The 20,507-nt window shown below is 42.8% G+C and carries 18 protein-coding genes; 5 read left to right on the top strand and 13 right to left on the bottom strand.

Translation table 11 applies throughout. The features are described 5' to 3' along the window. Positions 1–57 precede the first annotated feature (57 nt). Both AC1DU2_RS13625 and AC1DU2_RS13620 read left to right on the top strand, forming a co-directional pair. On the top strand, positions 58–960 hold the full coding sequence (locus AC1DU2_RS13625) for a nucleotidyltransferase family protein (RefSeq protein WP_477356059.1): 903 nt from the start codon (positions 58–60) through the stop codon (positions 958–960). A 20-nt stretch (positions 961–980) separates the two neighbouring features. Then, a complete protein-coding gene (locus AC1DU2_RS13620) occupies positions 981–1,478 on the top strand; it encodes a YcxB family protein (protein ID WP_477384935.1) in 498 nt (165 codons plus the stop codon). A 63-nt stretch (positions 1,479–1,541) separates the two neighbouring features. Here the strand turns inward: AC1DU2_RS13620 and AC1DU2_RS13615 are convergent, their stop codons facing one another. Next, complete coding sequence (locus AC1DU2_RS13615) at positions 1,542–1,925, bottom strand: hypothetical protein (RefSeq protein ID WP_147056587.1); 384 nt, start codon at positions 1,923–1,925, stop codon at positions 1,542–1,544. Between the two features lie 444 nt (positions 1,926–2,369). On the opposite strand from AC1DU2_RS13615, the gene AC1DU2_RS13610 reads away from it, so the two are divergent. Beyond that, the gene (locus tag AC1DU2_RS13610) at positions 2,370–4,631 is read left to right on the top strand and encodes a glycoside hydrolase family 31 protein (RefSeq protein WP_477384934.1); all 2,262 of its coding nucleotides are present in this window, start codon (positions 2,370–2,372) and stop codon (positions 4,629–4,631) included. Between the two features lie 425 nt (positions 4,632–5,056). Then, entirely contained in the window at positions 5,057–5,659 is a 603-nt protein-coding gene (locus AC1DU2_RS13605) for a transposase (protein WP_477356050.1), read from the top strand. Positions 5,660–5,820: 161 nt separating this feature from the next. On the opposite strand, the gene AC1DU2_RS13600 is transcribed toward AC1DU2_RS13605, so the two are convergent. Together AC1DU2_RS13600 and AC1DU2_RS13595 are read right to left on the bottom strand one after the other, a co-directional pair. Beyond that, the gene (locus AC1DU2_RS13600) at positions 5,821–8,244 is read right to left on the bottom strand and encodes a zinc-dependent metalloprotease (RefSeq protein WP_477384933.1); all 2,424 of its coding nucleotides are present in this window, start codon (positions 8,242–8,244) and stop codon (positions 5,821–5,823) included. Between the two features lie 96 nt (positions 8,245–8,340). Next, positions 8,341–8,946: a DUF4142 domain-containing protein gene (locus AC1DU2_RS13595; RefSeq protein ID WP_477356044.1), complete on the bottom strand. Its 606-nt coding sequence runs from the start codon at positions 8,944–8,946 to the stop codon at positions 8,341–8,343. Positions 8,947–9,197: 251 nt separating this feature from the next. On the opposite strand from AC1DU2_RS13595, the gene AC1DU2_RS13590 reads away from it, so the two are divergent. Further along, entirely contained in the window at positions 9,198–10,154 is a 957-nt protein-coding gene (locus AC1DU2_RS13590) for a lipid A deacylase LpxR family protein (RefSeq protein WP_477384932.1), read from the top strand. A gap of 145 nt (positions 10,155–10,299) precedes the next feature. Here the strand turns inward: AC1DU2_RS13590 and arfB are convergent, their stop codons facing one another. The 10 genes from arfB to AC1DU2_RS13540 form a co-directional block, all read right to left on the bottom strand. After that, positions 10,300–10,710 (bottom strand): alternative ribosome rescue aminoacyl-tRNA hydrolase ArfB, encoded by a 411-nt coding sequence (gene arfB / locus AC1DU2_RS13585; RefSeq protein WP_477356038.1) that lies wholly within the window; start codon positions 10,708–10,710, stop codon positions 10,300–10,302. A 40-nt stretch (positions 10,711–10,750) separates the two neighbouring features. Beyond that, positions 10,751–11,533, bottom strand: a complete 783-nt coding sequence (locus AC1DU2_RS13580; RefSeq protein WP_477384931.1) for an enoyl-CoA hydratase/isomerase family protein — start codon at positions 11,531–11,533, stop codon at positions 10,751–10,753. Between the two features lie 13 nt (positions 11,534–11,546). After that, the gene (locus AC1DU2_RS13575; RefSeq protein WP_477356032.1) at positions 11,547–11,966 is read right to left on the bottom strand and encodes a cobalamin B12-binding domain-containing protein; all 420 of its coding nucleotides are present in this window, start codon (positions 11,964–11,966) and stop codon (positions 11,547–11,549) included. Between the two features lie 322 nt (positions 11,967–12,288). Then, positions 12,289–12,474: a hypothetical protein gene (locus tag AC1DU2_RS13570; protein ID WP_477356029.1), complete on the bottom strand. Its 186-nt coding sequence runs from the start codon at positions 12,472–12,474 to the stop codon at positions 12,289–12,291. Positions 12,475–12,543: 69 nt separating this feature from the next. Beyond that, positions 12,544–13,806: a glucose-1-phosphate adenylyltransferase gene (locus AC1DU2_RS13565; protein WP_477384930.1), complete on the bottom strand. Its 1,263-nt coding sequence runs from the start codon at positions 13,804–13,806 to the stop codon at positions 12,544–12,546. Further along, positions 13,803–15,227 (bottom strand): glycogen synthase, encoded by a 1,425-nt coding sequence (locus AC1DU2_RS13560; RefSeq protein WP_477384929.1) that lies wholly within the window; start codon positions 15,225–15,227, stop codon positions 13,803–13,805. Before AC1DU2_RS13560 ends, AC1DU2_RS13565 begins: the two co-directional genes overlap by 4 nt. Before the next feature lie 314 nt (positions 15,228–15,541). Next, positions 15,542–16,093, bottom strand: a complete 552-nt coding sequence (locus AC1DU2_RS13555) for a Uma2 family endonuclease (protein ID WP_477356020.1) — start codon at positions 16,091–16,093, stop codon at positions 15,542–15,544. 211 nt (positions 16,094–16,304) lie between these two features. Then, positions 16,305–19,112 (bottom strand): DNA polymerase I, encoded by a 2,808-nt coding sequence (polA, locus tag AC1DU2_RS13550; RefSeq protein ID WP_477384928.1) that lies wholly within the window; start codon positions 19,110–19,112, stop codon positions 16,305–16,307. 182 nt (positions 19,113–19,294) lie between these two features. Next, on the bottom strand, positions 19,295–19,858 hold the full coding sequence (locus AC1DU2_RS13545) for a DNA-3-methyladenine glycosylase I (RefSeq protein ID WP_477384927.1): 564 nt from the start codon (positions 19,856–19,858) through the stop codon (positions 19,295–19,297). Continuing rightward, positions 19,855–20,469, bottom strand: a complete 615-nt coding sequence (locus AC1DU2_RS13540) for a hypothetical protein (RefSeq protein ID WP_477384926.1) — start codon at positions 20,467–20,469, stop codon at positions 19,855–19,857. Before AC1DU2_RS13540 ends, AC1DU2_RS13545 begins: the two co-directional genes overlap by 4 nt. Positions 20,470–20,507: the final 38 nt, after the last annotated feature.

Below are 20,507 nucleotides of genomic sequence, written 5' to 3'. Positions count from 1 at the left end.
CTTATTCTATTAATAAAATACAATATTAGCAACTAAGTACCCCACATATACATCCTTATGAAACCCACGCTACTTATTTTGGCCGCTGGTATGGCCAGCCGTTACGGCAGTATGAAACAGGTTGACGGCTTTGGCCCCAACGGAGAAACCATAATAGATTATTCAATATATGATGCTATAAAAGCAGGTTTTGGTAAGGTAAGCTTTATCATCCGCGAAGAATTTGCCGATAATTTTAAGGCTATTTTTGAACCCAAACTAAAGGGCCGCATTGAAACCGATTACGTTTTTCAAAGTTTCGACCTGAAACCATTTGGCATTGATAAAGAAATTGAACGCGCAAAACCCTGGGGTACTGCCCACGCGGTACTTGCTGCACGCAACCAGGTAAATGAGCCTTTTTGCGTGATTAACGCCGACGATTTTTATGGTTACGACTCGTTTGAAAAAATGGCCAAATTTTTAACTACCGAAGTTACTGATGATACTTACTCATTAATAGGCTACCAGATTGATAGGACATTGTCTGACTACGGATCGGTATCGCGCGGCGTTTGTAAAGTTGATGACGCCGGCAATATGGTTGAAATTAATGAGCGTACCGAAGTTTACTTTAAAGAAGATGGCAGCGTTGCATACAAAGACGCTACAGGCGAACATGCATTAAGCAATGATACCCGCGTATCTATGAATTTCTGGGGCTTTACCCCTGCTGTTTTCAAACAAAGCGAGGAAATGTTCAGGGAATTTGTTGCCGCTAATGAAAACAACCCAAAATCAGAGTTTTTTATTCCTTTGGTAGCCGATAAGCTGATCAAAGAAAATATCGCATCATTTAAGGTTATACCTACCGGCTCAAAATGGTTTGGAGTTACTTATAAAGAAGATAAACCTATTGTACAAAAAAGTATTTCGGCTTTGGTTGAGAACGGAACCTATCCGGCTAATCTTTGGGACTAAGTCGATTTTTCTGAAATCAAATGCAGACTGTAACTTTTACTCACAAATCAACTTTAAAGGTGGCTTTAGGTGCACTGTGGATGAGATTTTACACCTCCTATTGGACAATCGCTTTATTGGGCTATGTATTCATTAGTCAGGTTGCCTTATTATTAATGCGCAAGATAGCTTTTAAAGACTTTATCAAAGGGTGGACGGCACTAATCTTATTTTTGGCTTTCATCGCGTTAGTAGTTTTTGTCCGGCTTAAACAAGCTTATAAAACCACGCCGTCTGCCGGAGAAGAGTCGCAATGGAAAATTGACAATAATGGCATAGAAATAAAAAAAAGCACTTTATCCATAACGCTCGGCTGGGATAATATCCGTAAAGTAGAAACCAACAAAAAATGGGTGCTTATTTACCTTAATAAAATTCAATGCTTATATATCCCGAAAGAGAAAATTACAGAACACGATCTTTTGGAAATAAAGCATTTGTTATTTACTCAAAAGCTTTCGTTCAAAAGCAAAGCTTAACATATGCTATAAACAAAAAAATCCCGCAATGAGCGGGATTTTTTTGTTTAACACAGATCCGGATTAGTCTACAAAGAAGAATCTCTTTTTGTTGTTCTCGTCGTAAACATGCACGGTTTTTATAACCACCTGATCGTTTGATTTAATCTCAAATTTATAATCGCCGTTGTCAAGGCTGGTTAGCACATAACCTTTTTCTACCTCAACTTTGCTTGGCAAAAAGTCTTCCATCAAAATATTATTTGCCTGGTCAAAAATGGTTACATATGATTTGCTGGCTTCAGATTTTGAAATGATTACCGCAACACCACGATCATGTTTTAATGATGATACAGTGATTACATCTTTACTTTTTTCGGTATGTCCTTTGGCATTGGCAGCAGCCGAAGTAAAAATGCCTGCGCTTAATAACAAGAATAATGCTGATAATTTGATTGAATTTTTCATGATCTTTTTATTTTTTAAATGTTGTTTTTAAATGTGTTTGTTATTTTCAATATCCAAAACAACAACATCTTTTGCAGTTGTTAAAACCAAATAGACCACCTATAAGTAGTTATAGACCAACGGCTTATAATGATCTGCAAACTGCTAAAAATCTACATTCCGGCTACTCAGCATGGCTTTATAGTTCAATATCAGCCGTTCATAGATGCGTTTTTGGTGTTCATCGGTTATGGGGGCATAATTGGCTTGTGTTAAGTCGATAGTACTAAGTCGTAAGTCTAAAGTTGTTTTTTTCTTTTTTGGCTTAGAACCTAAGACTTTGGGCTGAAGACTATCCGTCAATTTATCGTTGACACGACACTGATTTACTTTTATAAAAACTATTGAAACTTAATGGCGTTGCTTTTTTGTGCCCTGTTATCAATTGCACCGGCATGTTACCATATGGAAATAGAAATATTAGGGAACCTACAAAGCGTTGAACAGCAAGGGGGCTTGCTAACCATTAAAACAATAGGAGCAGAAGCAAGGGTGTATGTTTACAGCCCGACAATTATCCGGGTTAATATCAGTAAAAAGCATAGTGATCCAGATAGTTCTTATGCTGTCATTCGGAAAGCTACCAGGCAACTGGAGTTTACCGAATCGGCCGATGCTATCGAAATCAATACTACCGCTATAAAACTCCGTATCCAAAAATCGCCGTTGAGATTCAACTTTTTTACGGCCGACGGCAAGCCACTAAGCCAGGACGATAATCGTTTTGGCACCAACTGGCAGGGCGAGCGTGTAATTACCTATCGTAAATTATACGCGGATGAAAGATTCATTGGGCTGGGCGAAAAAGCCGGCAACCTTGACAGGCGCGGCACATCCTACGTTAACTGGAATACCGATGCCGTTGACTACAATAACAAAAGCGACCCTTTATACAAAACGTTTCCGTTTTTTATAGGCCTGCATAGCGGCCTCACTTATGGCCTGTTTCTGGACAATACCCACAAAAGCTATTTCGATTTTGGCGCAACTACCGACGATGAAATGAGCTGGTTTGGTGCCGATGGCGGCGACATGAACTATTATTTTTTTGGCGCGCAGGGCGTAGCAAAAATAATTGAGGATTATACCTGGCTCACCGGCCGTATGGAGATGCCGCCGCTATGGAGCCTGGGGTACCAGCAATGCCGCTGGAGTTATATGAGCGCCAAAGAGGTATTAAAAATTGCCAAAACCTTTCGCAAAAAAAAGATCCCGGCTGATGTGATGTATTGCGACATTGACTATATGGAGGGCTTCAAAATTTTCACCTGGAACAAGAAAACCTTTACCGATCCGAAGGCCATGATGGAGGAACTAAAAGTGATGGGCTTTCATCTGGTTACCATAGTTGATCCGGGAATAAAGATTGAAGAAGGCTATAAGCAATATGATGAAGGCGTAGCTAACGATTATTTTGCCAAATATCCCAATGGCGAAAATTATACCGGATATGTTTGGCCAGGCCGCTGTCACTTCCCCGATTTTTTCAGGGATGATGTACGTGAGTGGTGGGGCGCAGCTTTTACCGCGTTGACCGATGTTGGCGTAGACGGCTTCTGGAACGACATGAATGAACCGGCAGCCTGGGGACAAAACATCCCTTGGATGGTAAAATTTGCCGATAAATACATGCCGGAAGTGCGCAATGCCTATGGTATGCAAATGGCCCGGGCTACTTACGAGGGCACAAGAAAACTCCTAAATAACAAACGACCATTTGTACTCACCCGCGCCGCATACGCCGGCACACAGCGCTATTCGGCCGTGTGGACTGGAGATAACACCGGCACCGAAGAACACATGCGTTTAGGCCAGCGTTTAGTAAACAGCCTTGGTATTACAGGCATGAGTTTTACCGGCGTAGATATTGGTGGCTTTAGCGCCAACCCAACGCCCGAGCTAATGGTGCGCTGGAATTCGTTGGGAGTTTATACGCCGATGTTTCGCAACCATGCCATCCAGGGTAGCAAAATGCGCGAGCCATGGGAATGGGGTGATGCCAACGAGCAGATCATCAAAAAAGATATTGAGCAACGGTATAAGCTGCTCCCCTATATTTATTCGGCCTTTTATCAATCCACACAAACAGGCCTGCCTATTAGCCGCACGCTGGCCATTGAATATCCTTTTGATGAAAGAGTGTATTTCGAACGCTTCCAAAACCAGTTTATGTTTGGCGATGCGCTGCTGGTTGCGCCGGTTGAAAGCGATAAACTAACAACCGAAGCTTACCTGCCCAAAGGCGACTGGTACCGCTTAAGTACCAACGAAAAACTGAAGGGCGGTAAGATTGTAAAAGCAGCATCGCCTTTAACTGATTTGCCTGTATTTGTAAAAGCAGGCGCTATTATACTGATGCAAAGCATAACGCAAAGCACCGCCGCTAAAGGTGATGGCGTACTGCAACTCCACATCTGGAATGGCAAAGAAGCCACCGAGTTTTTGTATTATGAAGATGACGGAGCGTCTTACGATTATGAGCAGGGTGTTTATTATAAACGGAGCATTAGGTTTGATCCGAAGAAAAAGCAGGTTAATCTTTCTGAAGTTGAAGGAACATTTCAGTCAAAGTACCAGCAAATTAGTTTGGAGTTGCATGGGTTTGAGGGTAGTTCGAATAAAAGATTTTTGGCTTTTGAAACTGGGATAATGGAGATAAAATTTTAGCGGTAAAAGCTTATAACTTCGTCATTGCGAGTGAGCACCAGCCTATGCTGGAAAAAACAGTAATGACATAATTGTAAACGGAGCTTTTGTAGAGACGCAACATTTTGCGTCTCCCGCTTGCAAATCACGCTTGCAAATCACGCTTGCAAATCACGCTTGCAAAGCGAGCTTGAAAATTTTGAACATCCTGGGGGAGACGCAAAATATTGCGTCTCTACATTAAAAAATAATACTGATAATCAACAACTTAAAATCATGTCATTATAAGGCACGAGGCAATCACCTATATGCTTAGGCCCATATAGTTTCGAGATTGCCTGGCACATTATAACGACGTGATCACAACAAATTGATTATTAATATTTTTTGATGTAGAGACGAATAATTGTGTCTCCCCCATGCAAATCGACCATGTATGTAAAAACGTGGATAATTACAGCGGGCAATATTGCCTTTCTATCAAAAATTTGCCATATTTATTTTTGATGGATGAAAAATTTAACAATAGATATCTTGTTCCGGCAACCCGTCTTTCAGGATGGGATTACGGATCAAATGGCTTGTATTATGTAACGATATGCACGAAAAACAGAGTTCATTATTTTGGCGACGTTATTAATGAACCGAATTCGGCAGTAGCTTTAAAAATGACACCGATTGGAGAGGTGGCTTCTAAAAACTGGGCGAATATTCCAATTCATCATCCTTTTATCGAACTGGATGAATTTGTGCTGATGCCGAATCATTTACACGGCATCATTTTTATAAACAAGCCTGATAAAGTTGATTGGCAGGTTAATAAATTTGGCGTGCAAAGCCAAAATTTAGCATCGGCAATGCGTGGTTATAAAGCATCAGTTAAAACATATGCCACCATCAACGAGATAGATTTTGCATGGCAGCCACGATATTTTGATAGGGTGATTCGCAATGAAAAGGAATACCAAAATGTAAGAGCATATATATTCAATAACATGACAGATTGGTTGGCCAAAGGCGATAATGAAGATAATTATTTCCCAATGTAGAGACGCAATACTTTGCGTCTCCCGCGTTTAGGCCCGGATTTCCAACGCTCAATAGTTAGCATTTGAAAATCCGGGAATTTGCATGATTGATTTGCATGCGGAAGACGCAAAGTATTGCGTCTCTACAAATCACGCTTGTAAATGATGGATTTTCAATCATCCTAATCCATTCCGATCGGCGATCCATCCGGCATATTCAACACAGATGCGGGTTGAAATTTATCGGGGTTTTTCTCAAACTCATTGATTTGTGATAAGCCGAACAGCAAATTGGCTTTACTGCTGCCGGTGGCTGTAAGCGCAGCTGTTTTCATCCATTTTTTAAGGTCATCTATCTGTAGTAAAGCAATACCACGTACGCTTTCGGGTGCGCTGGTTGTGGCAGCCAGGGTTAAAACCTGCCTCAGGGCAAGGTTATTTACCAGGCGTTGCAGCTCGCCTTTATAGCCTGCCGGTTGTGGGGCTTTCCAGGTTTGGGCTACCAGCCTGTTCAAGACAGCCAACAGGCCCGGCTGGGTATTATCGCGAGATTGGTATTCAACCAGCCTGGCGGCCCTCTCGGGTTGCAATATGAACGATAAGGTTGCGGCGGCGGCAGATTCTGCAGCGGCCATCGGATCAAAAGTCAGGCCTGTATGCGATTTAAAAGTTTCCCTTGTACGCGGATAACCAATCGGTCGCGGTGGTATTTTCTGTATTAACTTTTCGGGCAGTGCCAATGCATCGGGGCTGATGGTACCCATCAGTGCATTAAAAGCCTTCCATTGCTCGGCAGGGGGCACAAATTTGGTAATGGTTTGCCCATCGTTTTTTAAAGCAAAAGTATAATACAGTCCGCCAAGCATTTTCGAAGCCGCCTCGGCCTGGAAACGGTGAACCAGGTACATCGGCACCAATACCTCTTCAAGTGTGGCCATCGGCGCATCCTGGCGAATGGCTTTTTCCGAAAAATTATCCAGTACATGTTTGCGCAATGCCATCAAGCGGTTCAGTTCATCGGCGGCATTGGTACCGCTATCCCATAAGTGGGCCTGCGGATGGGCGCTGCCGGCAGGGCGGGCGTCATCGTCGGATATAAATAAAAAGCCTTGCTTAATGGTTTCGCTAATAATGCCTTTTAAAGCTTCATCCTCATTTGTACCTTTGGCAAAATCCTGGTAGCCGTAAAGGATAGCGCGTTTATCGTATTCACCAATTTCTGTGCGATAGGCTTTACTGAGGTCGATAGTACCATCTGCATTCAGGCTAATAACCGGTGGCGGGTAGTCCATAACAGATGCCCGGCCATTTACACTGGCTGTAAAATTATGTTGCAGGCCCAGGGTGTGGCCAACTTCATGTGCGGCTAATTGGCGCAAGCGCGCAAGGGCCATTTTCAGCATTTTATCGCTTGTAGGCTTGCCATCTTCATAGGGCTGAACCAATCCTTCGGCAATCAGGAAATCCTGCCTATCGCGCAGGGAACCAAGGGAAACCTGCCCTTTAATAATCTCCCCTGTGCGTGGGTCATCAATCGATTCGCCGTATGACCATCCCCTGGTTGAGCGGTGGATCCACTGGATAATATTGTAACGGATGTCCATTGGGTCGGCATCCTCGGGAAGTAATTTAACCTGGAAAGCGTTTTTATAACCGGCAGCCTCAAAGGCCTGGTTCCACCAGCCGGCACCTTCTATCAGGGCGTTGCGCACAAGTTCGGGTGCACCACGGTCAACGTAATATATTATGGGTTTTACCGGTTCGCTAATTGCCGCTGTTGGGTCCTTTTTTTCCAACCGGTGGCGGGTAAGCATCCGTTTCATGATTGGCTCATCAATAGGCGTAGCGTAATCCATGTACTCTACATCGTAAAAACCAGACCGTGGATCGAAGTTGCGTTTTTTATAGCCCTCATCAGGCAGTTTAATAAAGGATTGGTGCATCCTTACTGTAACAGCATTAGGATCGGGCGTTACCGAGCTAATCTCGTATCCCTTGCCTTTTCCGGCCAGGGTAATAGTGGCCTCAAATTCCGAATTATCAGGAAAGCTTTTTGTATTGGGTAAATACACAGCCGACCGGCTATCATCAAAACCAAAACTGCCTTGGTTAGCATCATTCAATCTATCGGCAATTTTATGGCTGTCGCGCAGCAAAAAGGGCGTAAAATCAACCAAAACCTTATTGCCATCCTGGGCCACAACCGTAGTGCCCCAAATAGCCGATTGTGCAAACGCTTCTTCTACCGATTTACGCTCATCGGCATTATTGCTGATAGCCCGGTAGCTATAATTGGGTTGAATCAGCAATACTTTAGGGCCACTCCTGATGAATTTTACGATGCGGCTGCCGCCAATTTGCCCCCTGTCCAATCCCAGGTCGTTTGAACCAACACCCGCAGGCATCGAGTTTACGTATAAAAATTCCTGGTCGAATTTATCGATCTCTAAAAAGATCTTCCCGGTTTTCTCGTCCCAATAAAAGTTGAAATAGCCTTTGTATTTGATAAAACCTTTTGTTTTGGCGGTAACTTCATCAGTTTGTTGGGCTTTAACGTTCAAAACAAAAACCAATAAGGCAAAAAAGAACAGGTAAACTTTTTTCATAGGGAGGGCAAATCTGTTGTTAAGCCCTAAAATAGGTATAAAAACAGAAAAGGAGGTAAAATTACCTCCCTTCCATTGCTATAAAATCAGCATTAATTATTTCATGCCCTTTTTTATCGCCTCTATTTCGGCAAGGTGGCCTTTAATAGTAGGTAAAGTTTTTGCGGCAAAAGCTTTCAAATCTGCATCTTTGCAGTTTTTGGCAGCATCTTCAAACATCGATATTGTTTTTTTGTGCCCGTCAACCATGGCATCTACGTAAGCTTTGTCGAAATCGCTGGCCGATTTTTTTGAAAGATCTTCCAGTTCCTTTTGCTTGTCTTCGCTTGGTGCAGCAGGCAATGTAATGTTTTTGGTTTTGGCAATAGCCATCAACTCGTCGTTTGCTTTGCCATGGTCGGCCACCATCATCGCAGCAAAGTCTTTAACTTTTTGATTTAAGGCTTTGGTTTCGGCAACTTTAGCTACTGCAACTTCGGCCATACCACCGTTGGCAGCGTCGACAGCAAATTTTGCATCATCTTTGTCGACAGCAATGCCTTTTGCACCGGTTACGCCGGCAGTATCTTTAACCGCCATTGTTGACGTGTCTTTAACGGCATTGGTACTGTCGGCAGCATCTTTACTGTCTTTGGCACCGCCGCATGATTGGAACGATAAGGCAGCAATTGCCACCATCGCTATTAAACTTAACTTTTTCATAGTAGTGATTTATTTATGTTTTTATAGGCAACAACTTTTACTCAGATAAGTTTTATTTTCTTATTTGTAAAATAAATTAAGTCCATATCAACACACCGTCTAATTCCAGCCGGATTTACCTCCTCCTCCCTGGCGAGCATTCTCCCAACCAAATATTTTTGACTTTTTAATTTTGACTTTTGACTTATAAGACGCTTTGTCACATAAATCGTTCAAAATTTCTATATTGGTAGCCTATATATTTATACTAAATGCTAAATAAGCTTTTCTTTACGCTGGTATGCCTGTTGGGCTGTACCGCATTGTTTGCCCAGCAACATGGCCAGGAGTTTGGCATCCAAACCGATAACGATTCGTACCTGGGTCAGGGGTCTGACAAGTATTACACCAATGGTATTTTCTTTTACTACCGCAAGGCTTTAAAAGTGGCAGACACGGGGAAACTTCAAAACAAAATTTTAGGCATCGAATTAGGTCAAAAAATGTTTAATGCACAATCAGGTAACGTTGAGGGTGATCCCGGCAACGTTGACCGGCCTTTTGCCGCATACACCTATATAGGCGGTACCTTAAACCTGCTATATAAAAACGAAAGCACCCTTAAACTTGGTGCCCAAATAGGCCTGGTTGGCCCTGCAGCCGGCGGCGAGCCTATTCAAAAACTTATTCATAACACCTTTGGCTTTTATACACTGAATGGCTGGCAATACCAGATCAGGAACGATGTTGAGCTTAACTTATCTGCCGAATATAACAAACTGCTTGCCCGTGCATCATGGGCAGATGTGAGCCTGGCCAGTTATGCCAATTTGGGTACCGGCTTTACAGGAGCCGGAGTAGGACCGCTTTTTCGCTTAGGCAATTTTAACCAGCTATTCAGTTCAATAAGTACGCAAAGCACGGCATCGTTAACACCCCAAAGCAATTTGCTGCATAAGCAAGAGTTGTTTTTTTACTACAAACCGCAAATAAACGCCGTAGTGTACGATGCCACCATACAAGGCGGCCTTTTTAGCAGCCACGACCCCAATAGCCTGGAAATTACCAGCACCAAAAAAACCTTTGTTTTTAGCCAGCAGTTTGGCGTGGGCTTTAGCTTTACCCGTTTTACTTTTGATGTCGCCGCTATTTTCCACACCCGCGAAGTAGAGACGATGGTATATTCGCACCAATGGGCGGCTATAACCGGGGTTTATCGGTTTAAGTAGTAGATGTGCAGATTTCAAATGTGCAGATATGCAGATGAAGAAAATAGATGTGGGGATGACGAAAACCTATTAATGATGCATGTTTTCGGCATTTTCAAATCAAAAAAACATCTGCACATCTGAAATTTGCATATCTGCACATTAATTATTCATCACGCACATCCCTCCTGTTTTCCTTTTTTGCCGATTGTTTCTTTTTGTTATCTAACCGGGCGGCTTTGGCGGCTTTGCTTACTTTGGTTGATTTGCGTGCCTTTTGCACGTGTAATGCGCGGTTAAAAAGGGCAATCAGCCTTTCAACGGCTTTTTCTTTGTTAAGGTATTGGCTGCGCTCTTCATCGCAAATTACCTGCACCAGCCCGTCTTTATTTAAGCGGTTTTGCAATTTATCAGCGAGCAATGTTTTCTCATCATCAGTAAATAACGCCGAAGCGGCAACATCAAACAAAAGTTCAACCTTGCTTGATACTTTGTTTACGTTTTGGCCTCCCTTACCCCCGCTGCGTGATGTTTTATAAGTTATTTCTTTTTGTAAATCGGCTTTATTCAGGTTCATTTTTCAAATGTAGCTTTTTTAGCTTGATCAGCCTGGATAATTACCTTCCCTTAAATACTGCCTTACGTTTCTGTAAAAACGCAGCTACCCCCTCTTTAAAATCCTCGGTACCAAAGCATTTTCCAAATTCACCTATCTCTGTTTCATAGCCATTTACCCCATCAGTTAATCCGGCATTTACCGAGCGGATGGCGGCAGAAAGGGCCAGCGGAGCCCTTGATATAATTTTCAACATCAATTCCCGGGCTTTATCTAATAATGCTTCCTGACCAACTACATGGGTAATCAGGCCATAATTGAGTGCATCGGCAGCAGTAATCATATCGGCGGTTAATATCATCTCCAGCGCCTTGCCTTTTCCTACTAATTGGGTAAGGCGCTGGGTACCACCGTAGCCAGGTATCAGGCCAAGCGTTACTTCGGGCAAACCCATTTTGGCAGTTTCGGCAGCTATGCGAATGTGGCAGGCCAGGGCCAGTTCCAACCCGCCGCCTAAGGCGAAACCATTTATTGCAGCTATAACAGGTTTGTTGCCGTTAGCAATCAGGTCGAAAACGTCAATTTGATTATTGCGGGCAATGGCTGTACCACTTTCGGCATCAAGGTTGACAAATTCGCTGATGTCGGCGCCCGCAACAAAGGCCTTGATACCTGCCCCTGTTATGATGATGCCGCTTACCAACGGATTATTAAAAGCATTAAAAAAGGCAGTATGTAATTCGGCCAGCGTAGCCTTGTTGAGGGCGTTAAGCTTGCTTTCACGATTTATAGTAATATACTGTATGCTATCTTTCGTTTCTGTTAATATGTTTTCAAATTCCATTGCTGTAGCTTATTTAAAAATTGCGGTGCTGGTGCACCCAATCGGTAATATATTTTACAATGTCCTGGGTATTGGTGCCTGGAGGGAAAAGTTCGCCCACTCCCTGCTCTTTCAGCGTAATCATATCATCATTAGGGATAATGCCTCCTCCGGTTACCAGTACATCGTCCATCTGTTTTTCTTTTATCAATTTCAATATCTTAGGAAAAACCGTCATGTGCGCACCGGATAGTATGGAAATACCAATGGCATCCACATCCTCCTGAAGGGCAGTATTTACCACCATTTCGGGCGTTTGGCGCAAACCGGTGTAAATTACTTCCATACCTGCATCGCGCAGCGATGTGGCAATAATGCGTGCGCCACGGTCATGCCCGTCGAGCCCTACTTTGGCAACAAGAACGCGGATGGGTCGGTTAAAGGTATTACTCATACATTGTAAATGTAATAAGAACGAAGTATAATATCGAATAATGAATTTTGAAAAAAGCCCTGCCATACATACTGCAAAAATCTCCGTTGCAGCTTTATCTTCGCTATTTACAAGCCCTGTTTGCAAGCAGTTATAGGAAGTTGCTGCATTACCCATTGACATGTCCAGTCTCCTTATCACCCTTGTAAAGGCGACAACTTCTTTTACGATGTCTTTTTCATTTACAAGAATCCCCGGATTTTACCACTTGTAATGATATAAAAATTGAAAATAAAAAAGCCTCCCGAAGTACTCAGGAGGCTTTTCTTATTAAAGGCTGCTATTACATTTTTGCTGTAGTATCCTTCATTTTTTTCTTAATCTTCGTTTTTCCGTTCTTCTTTTTCACCTTCACTTTGGTGGTATCAGTTTGCATGGTACCATTTGATGATTTTACCGGTGCCCCATAAGCAAAAACGCTTCCGAAAGAGATTGCTGCTAAAGCAATCATACAAAGTGCCTTTTTCATAGTTTTATGTTTTATAGTTTTTATACTATCAATAACAAATTAACTATAGATTGTTTTTATTTCGTTTAATTAAATAATTGTACCGTTAGGAATAATGGCACGCTTTTTAACAACTACAATACCATCTTGCACCGTATGGGTGCCGTAATCGCCATCGGGCAACAGGCCACCACAGTTAATGCTTACGTCATCGCCTATGTATGTATTTTTATCAATAATGGCGTTTTTTATCTTCACCCTGTCGCCTATACCCATAATCGGCGAATCGCTTAATTTCAGTTCGGCAATTTGCTCCAGCGTTTGGTAATTATCGCTACCCATTACATAGCAGTTCTCAATTTCGGTCTCAACTCCTATTCGGGTACGGATACCAATGATAGAGCGGGTGATAGTTTTAGCGCTGATGATACAGCCATCGGCAATAATCGATTTATTTAATGTAGTACCGGATACTTTTGACGGGGGCAGCATGCGCGCACGGGTATAAATATGATTTTCGCCAAAAAGGTTAAACTTAGGTATCTCGTCGGTAAGGCCCAGGTTAGCATCAAAGAACGATGGGATGGTACCAATATCTGTCCAGTAGCCCTCATACTGGTAACTCAAAACCTTATGATTAACTATAGATTGCGGGATAATCTCTTTACCAAAATCGGTACGGTCATTACCTTCCAGCAATTCATAAAGCAGTTTACGGTTAAAAATGTAAATACCCATTGATGCCAGGTAAACCCTGCCTTCGGCTTTCATCTCGTCGCTTACGTCAGACGCCCAACTTTCAAAGTCCGATTTTGGTTTTTCGATAAATGCTGTAACCATGCTGTCATCATCCGCTTTCAAAATACCAAATCCCGGAACATCAGCCGCGTCAACAGGAATGGTAGCGATAGAAATTTCGGCACCGGCTTCAATGTGCTTGGTTATCATATCATCAAAATCCATCTGGTACAGTTGGTCGCCCGATAGGATCAGTACGTACTCAAACTCATGTACAGCCAGGTGGTGTAAACTTTGTCTTACCGCATCGGCCGTACCTTGAAACCATGATACGCTTGATGGGGTTTGCTCTGCCGCCAAAATATCAACAAAAGCATCGCTGAAGCTGCTAAAGTGATACGTGTTTTTGATGTGTTTGTTTAGCGAAGCCGAGTTAAACTGCGTTAACACATAAATACGTGTAATACCCGAGTGCAGGCAATTGGAAATGGGAATATCAACCAAACGGTACTTACCGGCAATTGGCACAGCCGGTTTTGAACGTGTTGCAGTTAGGGGCGATAAACGACTGCCCTGGCCACCGCCAAGCACAATTGAAATTACTTTAGATGTCATATCAGAGGGTTTAAACTTTCATAAAGGTTTATATATTCTTTGGCCGATCTGTCCCACGAAAAATCGAGGGCCATCATGCGCTTGCGGAGTATTTGTAGTTGTGGCTGGTTTTGGTAAAGTGCGGCAGCGCGGCTTATGGCGTGGCAAATATCATCTACCGAAACCTGGTTAAACCGGATGCCRTAGCCGCCTTCGTCGCCAAAATCAATTACCGAGTCGATTAAGCCGCCTGTACTGCGTACCAACGGCATGGTGCCGTACCGTAGGGAATAAAGCTGGTTAAGCCCGCATGGTTCAACACGCGATGGCATCATCAGGAAATCGGCACCCGCATACACCACGTGTGCCAGCCCTTCGTCGTAACCGATAAATACATTGCACCTGCCGGGATATTTAGCCTTAAGTTCAAGCAAGGCAAGTTCCATATCTTTATCACCCGAGCCAAGGATAAAAAAGTTAATCTCATCGCCATATTGTTCAAGTGTACGGTCAATAGCTTCGGGCAACAGGTCGGCACCTTTTTCTATCACCAGCCGGCCGATGAAGGTAAACAGGGGCTTCGATGCATCCAACCCAAAACGGGTACAAAGAGTTTCTTTGTTTAATTGTTTTCCCTTCGCGAGCGTTTTAGTATTAAAATGGCTCGGGATCATCGGATCTTTCAAGGGATTCCAAACTTCCGTGTCAATACCGTTAATTATACCGTAGCCTTTGGCTCTTTCGATATAAAAAAGATATTCCAAGCCGTTTGAATTAATGGTAAGCTCGCGCAGGTAAGTTGGCGATACTGTGGTATACAGCCAGCTACATTTTACCGCGGACGCCAACGGGTTTATGCCACCAGCCCAATCAAGCAGGCCTGTTGAGGCCGGATCAATTTCGGGCAGATACTGAAAATGCTCCCAGCCAAAAGCGCCATGATACTGGCCGTTATGTATGGTAAATACCGTAGGCACATTGGCCAGCCGTTTATACAATTTGGAATGGTAAAGCAGGAAGGGTACCAGGCCGGAGTGATGATCATGGCAATGGATAATATCCGGTGTTTGCTGCGAGTAGCTGATCCAATCTAAAAAAGCCAACTGAAAAGCAATAAACTGCTCCCGTTCGTCGGGATAGCTGTATACATTTTCCCTGTCAAGCAATCCGGGTATGCGGACTAAAAACAACTCGAAACCCAGCTTATCGGTTTTTTCTTTTAAAATTTCAAAATAAAGGCGGCGGGTGTTTAGTAAAGTTACGGCAGTAAAAACAACATCAAATTCGTTTTCCTGCGTAAACTTGCGATCATAGTAGGGCATTACAACCGCTGCCTGCAAGCCTGCCAGGTTTTGATATTTGGGCAGTGCGCCAACAACATCTGCAAGGCCGCCAACTTTGGCAACAGGGTAACATTCGGCACTCAAATGGAATATTTTCATTCAGGTTTTATTGGCTCAATTTAAGGAAAGATTACCAAAAGAGAAACCTATAATCATTAATATAGTTTTTGAAATTTACAGAGAAGATTGTAAAAATGTTATTAAAGTTTTGACGGTATAGTTATAAAAATGATAGCAAAAACAGCTAATTAAACTTAATCAACGTTGAGTATTGAGTACACTAAGGTGGGATTATTTACTTAAAACGGATTTTTATTGACAGGACACCGGATTTATAGGACATATGCCGATAGATAATATGTGGGATTTGCCAAAGCCAAAGAAACCATCGTTGATACAACGCCATCAGAACATCAGAAAGATATCCGGCAGGATAGAATCGCCGATTTTAAAACACCCGTCTCCTCGTATGTTTGCTCATATAACCCAGTAGCACCAAGAGTAAGTAAAATGACTTTATTATTTTCAGGATCGATGATAAAGTACTCTTTAACACCTGCCGATTCATAAAGCGAACGTTTTTTTTGAGTATCGTAAGCCCTGTTTGTCGAAACAATCTCAATAATTAATCGCGGCACACCATGAACACCATTTTTTTCAACAATATCCATTTGGTCATTTAACACAACAAACAAATCTGGTTGTACTACGGATTGTTGTTTTTCGAAGTAAACATCAAAAGGAGCAGTAAATAATTCGGCTATTGGGCTATTGGTTAAATATTCGAATAAAAGGGAAGTTAACTTTATTAATAATTTTTGATGCTCACGGGATGGCGATGGCGACATACTTAATTCATTGAAAATAACTTCACAGCGGGTACCTTCGGGCAACATCCGATAAATATCAACAGCGGTAGATGGGATCTCCGTTATAAAGTTTTGATATTTATGTTTTTCGTCCATAATGCCGGTAATCTTAAAGCGATAACACAAATATAATTAATTGTGTTGTAAAAAGATTCACTCCTATTTTTCAATTGATTTTAGAAAAAACGTGCCACTGTCTGTTCACGACAGCAGCACGTTTTTATTTTAAGTGGCATATTGATAATTATGCCCGATAGAATTTCTAACTTAATCAACCCAATCTAACTCAATCAACTATTGACCATTATCAATGCGCCTCCAACCAATTCAACCCTGTACCAATCTCTACCATAATAGGTACTGTTGTTTTAATGGCGGTTTTCATATTGTGCATAATGATGGGTTTTACAATTTCAATTTCGTCATGAGGCACATCAAACACCAACTCATCATGCACCTGCATGGTCATGCGGGCGTCCAGCTTTTGGGTTATAAATTCGCGGTGAATGTTGATCATGGCTATCTTGATCATATCTGCAGCCGATCCCTGGATTGGTGCATTGATGGCATTTCGCTCAGCAAAACCACGTACTGTAGCATTGGCCGAATTGATATCGCGCAGGTAGCGGCGGCGGCCCATTAACGTGCATACATAGCCGTTTTCGCGGGCAAAGTTCATCGTATCGCTCATGTATTGCTTTATTCCAGGAAACTGGGCAAAGTACTGCTCAATAATATCCGCAGCCTCTTTACGCGGGATGCCTAAACTTTGTGATAAACCAAAGGCCGATTGCCCGTAAATAATACCAAAGTTAACCGCTTTTGCGTTGCGGCGCTGCTCGCCTGTTACTTCATCTAAAGCAATACCATAAACATTGGCCGCGGTGGCGGTATGAATATCGAGGTTATCAACAAATGCTTGCGTCATGTTTGGGTCTTTGCTAATCTCGGCTATGATGCGCAATTCTATCTGCGAATAATCGGCAGATACAATGCTGTGGCCTGCATTTCTGGGTATAAAAGCCTTACGCACCTCCCGGCCGCGCTCGGTACGGATAGGGATATTTTGCAGGTTGGGGTTAACGCTGCTTAACCTGCCGGTAGCGGCTACCGCCTGGTTGTATGAGGTATGCACCCTGCCCGTTTTAGGATTTACCATAGTTGGCAATGCGTCAACATAAGTTGATTTTAGCTTTTGCAGCTGCCTAAAATCTAATATATCCCTTACAATATCGCTTTTGGCGGCTAATGATAGCAATACATCTTCGCCGGTTTGGTATTGGCCGGTTTTGGTTTTCTTGGCTTTAGGGTCAAGCATCAGTTTTTCAAACAATACTTCGCCCAACTGTTTTGGCGATGCGATATTAAACCTTACCCCCGCTTTTTCATAAACAGTTTTTTCCAGTTTACTAATGTCGGTCTCCAATTCTTTGCTGAACTCGCCCAACGTAAAATGGTCTATTTTTACCCCTTCAAATTCAATGTCGGCCAGTACGTAAATCAATGGATGCTCTATCTCGTGAATAAGCTTTTCGCTTTCCACCTCTTTCAATTTCGGTTCGAAAACGGATTTTAATTGCAGGGTAATGTCGGCATCCTCAGCGGCATATTCTTTTATTTTTTCTATCTCCACATCGCGCATGCTGCCCTGGTTTTTACCCTTGGGGCCAATAAGTGAAGTGATGGAAACCGGCTTATAACCCAGGTAGTTTTCGGACAATACATCCATGCCGTGGCGGGTATCCGGATCTATAATATAATGCGCCATCATGGTATCAAACAGCTTACCCTTAACCTGCACATCGTACCATTTCAGTATCAGGATATCAAACTTAATGTTTTGCCCTGTTTTGCCGATGCTTTCATTTTCAAGCACCTGTTTAAACTCCTTGACTATAGCTTTAACCGCTTCCTGATCTTCGGGCACCGGCACATACCAGGCCTCGCCTGCTTTTATCGAAAAAGACAGGCCAACCAATTCGCAATAATTAGCATCAGTTCCGGTAGTTTCGGTGTCAAAGCAAAAACTTTCCTGTTTTTCAAGGATGGCTATCAGCTCAGCGCGTTTTTCAGCCGTATCGGCCAGGTGGTACTCGTGCGGTACGTTATCTATATTTTTAGATGCTGTTACAAAGTCTTCGCGGATGTCCTCCACATCAACCGTCATGGTGGTGCGGGCCGTGGCAACAGGCTCGCCAAACAGGTCGGTTTGAGTACCGGCAGATTTAAACTCGGTGATGGTGAAATCATCGCCAAACACACGCCTGCCCAGCGTGCGGAATTCCAGTTCGGCAAAAAGGGGTTCTAACAGTTCTTTGCTTGGTGCGCATATCTCCAGGCCCTCCTCGTCCAGTTCAACCGGCACATTTAACAATATAGTCGCCAGTTTTTTTGACAGTAAACCCTGCTCGGCAAATTGCTCAACATTCTCGCGTTGTTTACCTTTTAGCTCATGGCTATGGGCAATAATATTTTCCATCGAGCCGTATTGTTTAATGAGCGATTTGGCCGTTTTCTCGCCTATACCCGGAATGCCGGGAATATTATCTACTGCATCGCCCCAAAGGCCTAAAATATCTATAACCTGTTCAACGCGTTCTATTTCCCATTTCTCCAGCACTTCCTTTACGCCCAAAATTTCCATCTCATTCCCCATACGGGCCGGTTTGTAAATGCGGATATTATCAGATACCAGCTGCGCAAAATCCTTATCAGGGGTCATACAATAAACCTGGTAACCTTTTTGCTCGGCCTTTTTGGCCAGGGTGCCTATAATATCATCGGCCTCGTAACCATCTGATGTTATTACCGGGATGTTGAAACCCAGTATCAGCTTCACTACATAGGGTAATGCCTTTGATAAATCTTCGGGCATAGCCTCGCGGTGGGCCTTGTAATGTTCGTAATCGGTATGGCGTTCGGTTGGCGCTTCGGTATCAAAAACAACAGCCATGTGGGTTGGCTTTTCTTTTTTCAAAACATCCAGCAGGGTATTGGTAAAGCCCATTACCGCCGATGTATTCATCCCACCCGAGGTAAACCGAGGGCTTTTACTCAAAGCAAAGTGTGCCCGGTAAATAAGGGCCATGCCATCCAAAAGAAATAGTTTTTTCATTATATGTGATTACACTGATTTTTAATGATTGCACCGATTAAGATGATCCATTGATTATCAGCAGCTATGTATTGATGATTAAAATTGATTAGTTGCTTTTCAAAAATACAATTAATGTGGTTTAATCACAGTGTTGGCTTCTAAAATCGGTGAAATCATTTTCTATCGGTGAAATCAAAAAACTACTTAAAACTGCACTCCGGAATATGGTCATTCACCATACCCGTTGCCTGCATATGGGCGTAACAAATGGTGGTGCCAAAGAATTTGAAGCCCCGCTTTTTCATATCCTTGCTGATAGCATCCGATTCGGGTGTACTGGCGGGAATTTTATGGTGATGGTTGATAATGGGTTTTCCACCGGGCATAAAGCTGTACAGGTATTTATCAAACGAGCCAAATTCCTGTTGTAACCCAATGAACAGTTTAGCATTGCTTATAGCCGCCAGGATTTTTAACCGGTTACGAATAATACCGGCATCCTGCATCAGGCGCTCTACATCATCATCGGTAAAGGCAGCTACTTTGTGCACGTCAAAATCGGCAAAAGCTTTGCGGTAGCCGTCCCTCCTGCGCAAGATAGTTATCCAGCTTAAACCAGCCTGGGCAGATTCGAGGATCAGAAACTCGAAAAGCGTTTTGTCGTCGTGTACTTCTTTGCCCCACTCTTCGTCGTGGTACTTGTTGTATAAAGGGTCGGTTCCCGCCCATGAGCAGCGAATTATTTCCTGGGGGTTTTCGTTCATTTTTGCCATATAAAAGAATATACTATGGTGAATTTATTTACGTGTTGCTTGTGCAATACGCTTATAATTTTCTTAATAACCGGGTAAGGCGTTTCGCCGTCAGCCGCGATAGCGATGCGCATTTGGGCATTGTGTTGTTTCACTGTTGCCTTTCTTGCGCATCTTATCCAATTGAATAATTCGTCGTCACATGCTAAATCGGGCAATAAACCTGCCTGTGCGCGATAGTTGATAAAATTGTAATAGTTGGTAATATATTTTTTTAACGAGGTTAAGGGGGTACCAATAAAATCAGTTTTGCCAAACTTAGCAATGTCGCCAGGCGAAAATGGCACGTTGTATATCGCGGCCATTTGTTTTAACGCGTCTTCGCGAACATCGGCATATTCGAGTCCAAACATTACCTTATTTTCTCCCACTAATATGGTTCCAAAATCCGCGTCAGGATCCCCGGTATTAAATGAATGACCAACCGGCAAATTAATATCAATAGGACTTCGGGGCAAAGGCCTGCCATAAAATAATAGAAACATCAATACAATCAATAACAGGTTGAACATCGGAAACATATCAACATAAAATAACTTGCGGCGGGATTTTGATTGATACATAAGATTAGGTTTTTACTAATATTATACGCTTGCCATTC

Source organism: Mucilaginibacter sp. P4_C11, assembly GCF_056402115.1.
This window is presented reverse-complemented; position numbering and strand designations above follow the sequence as displayed.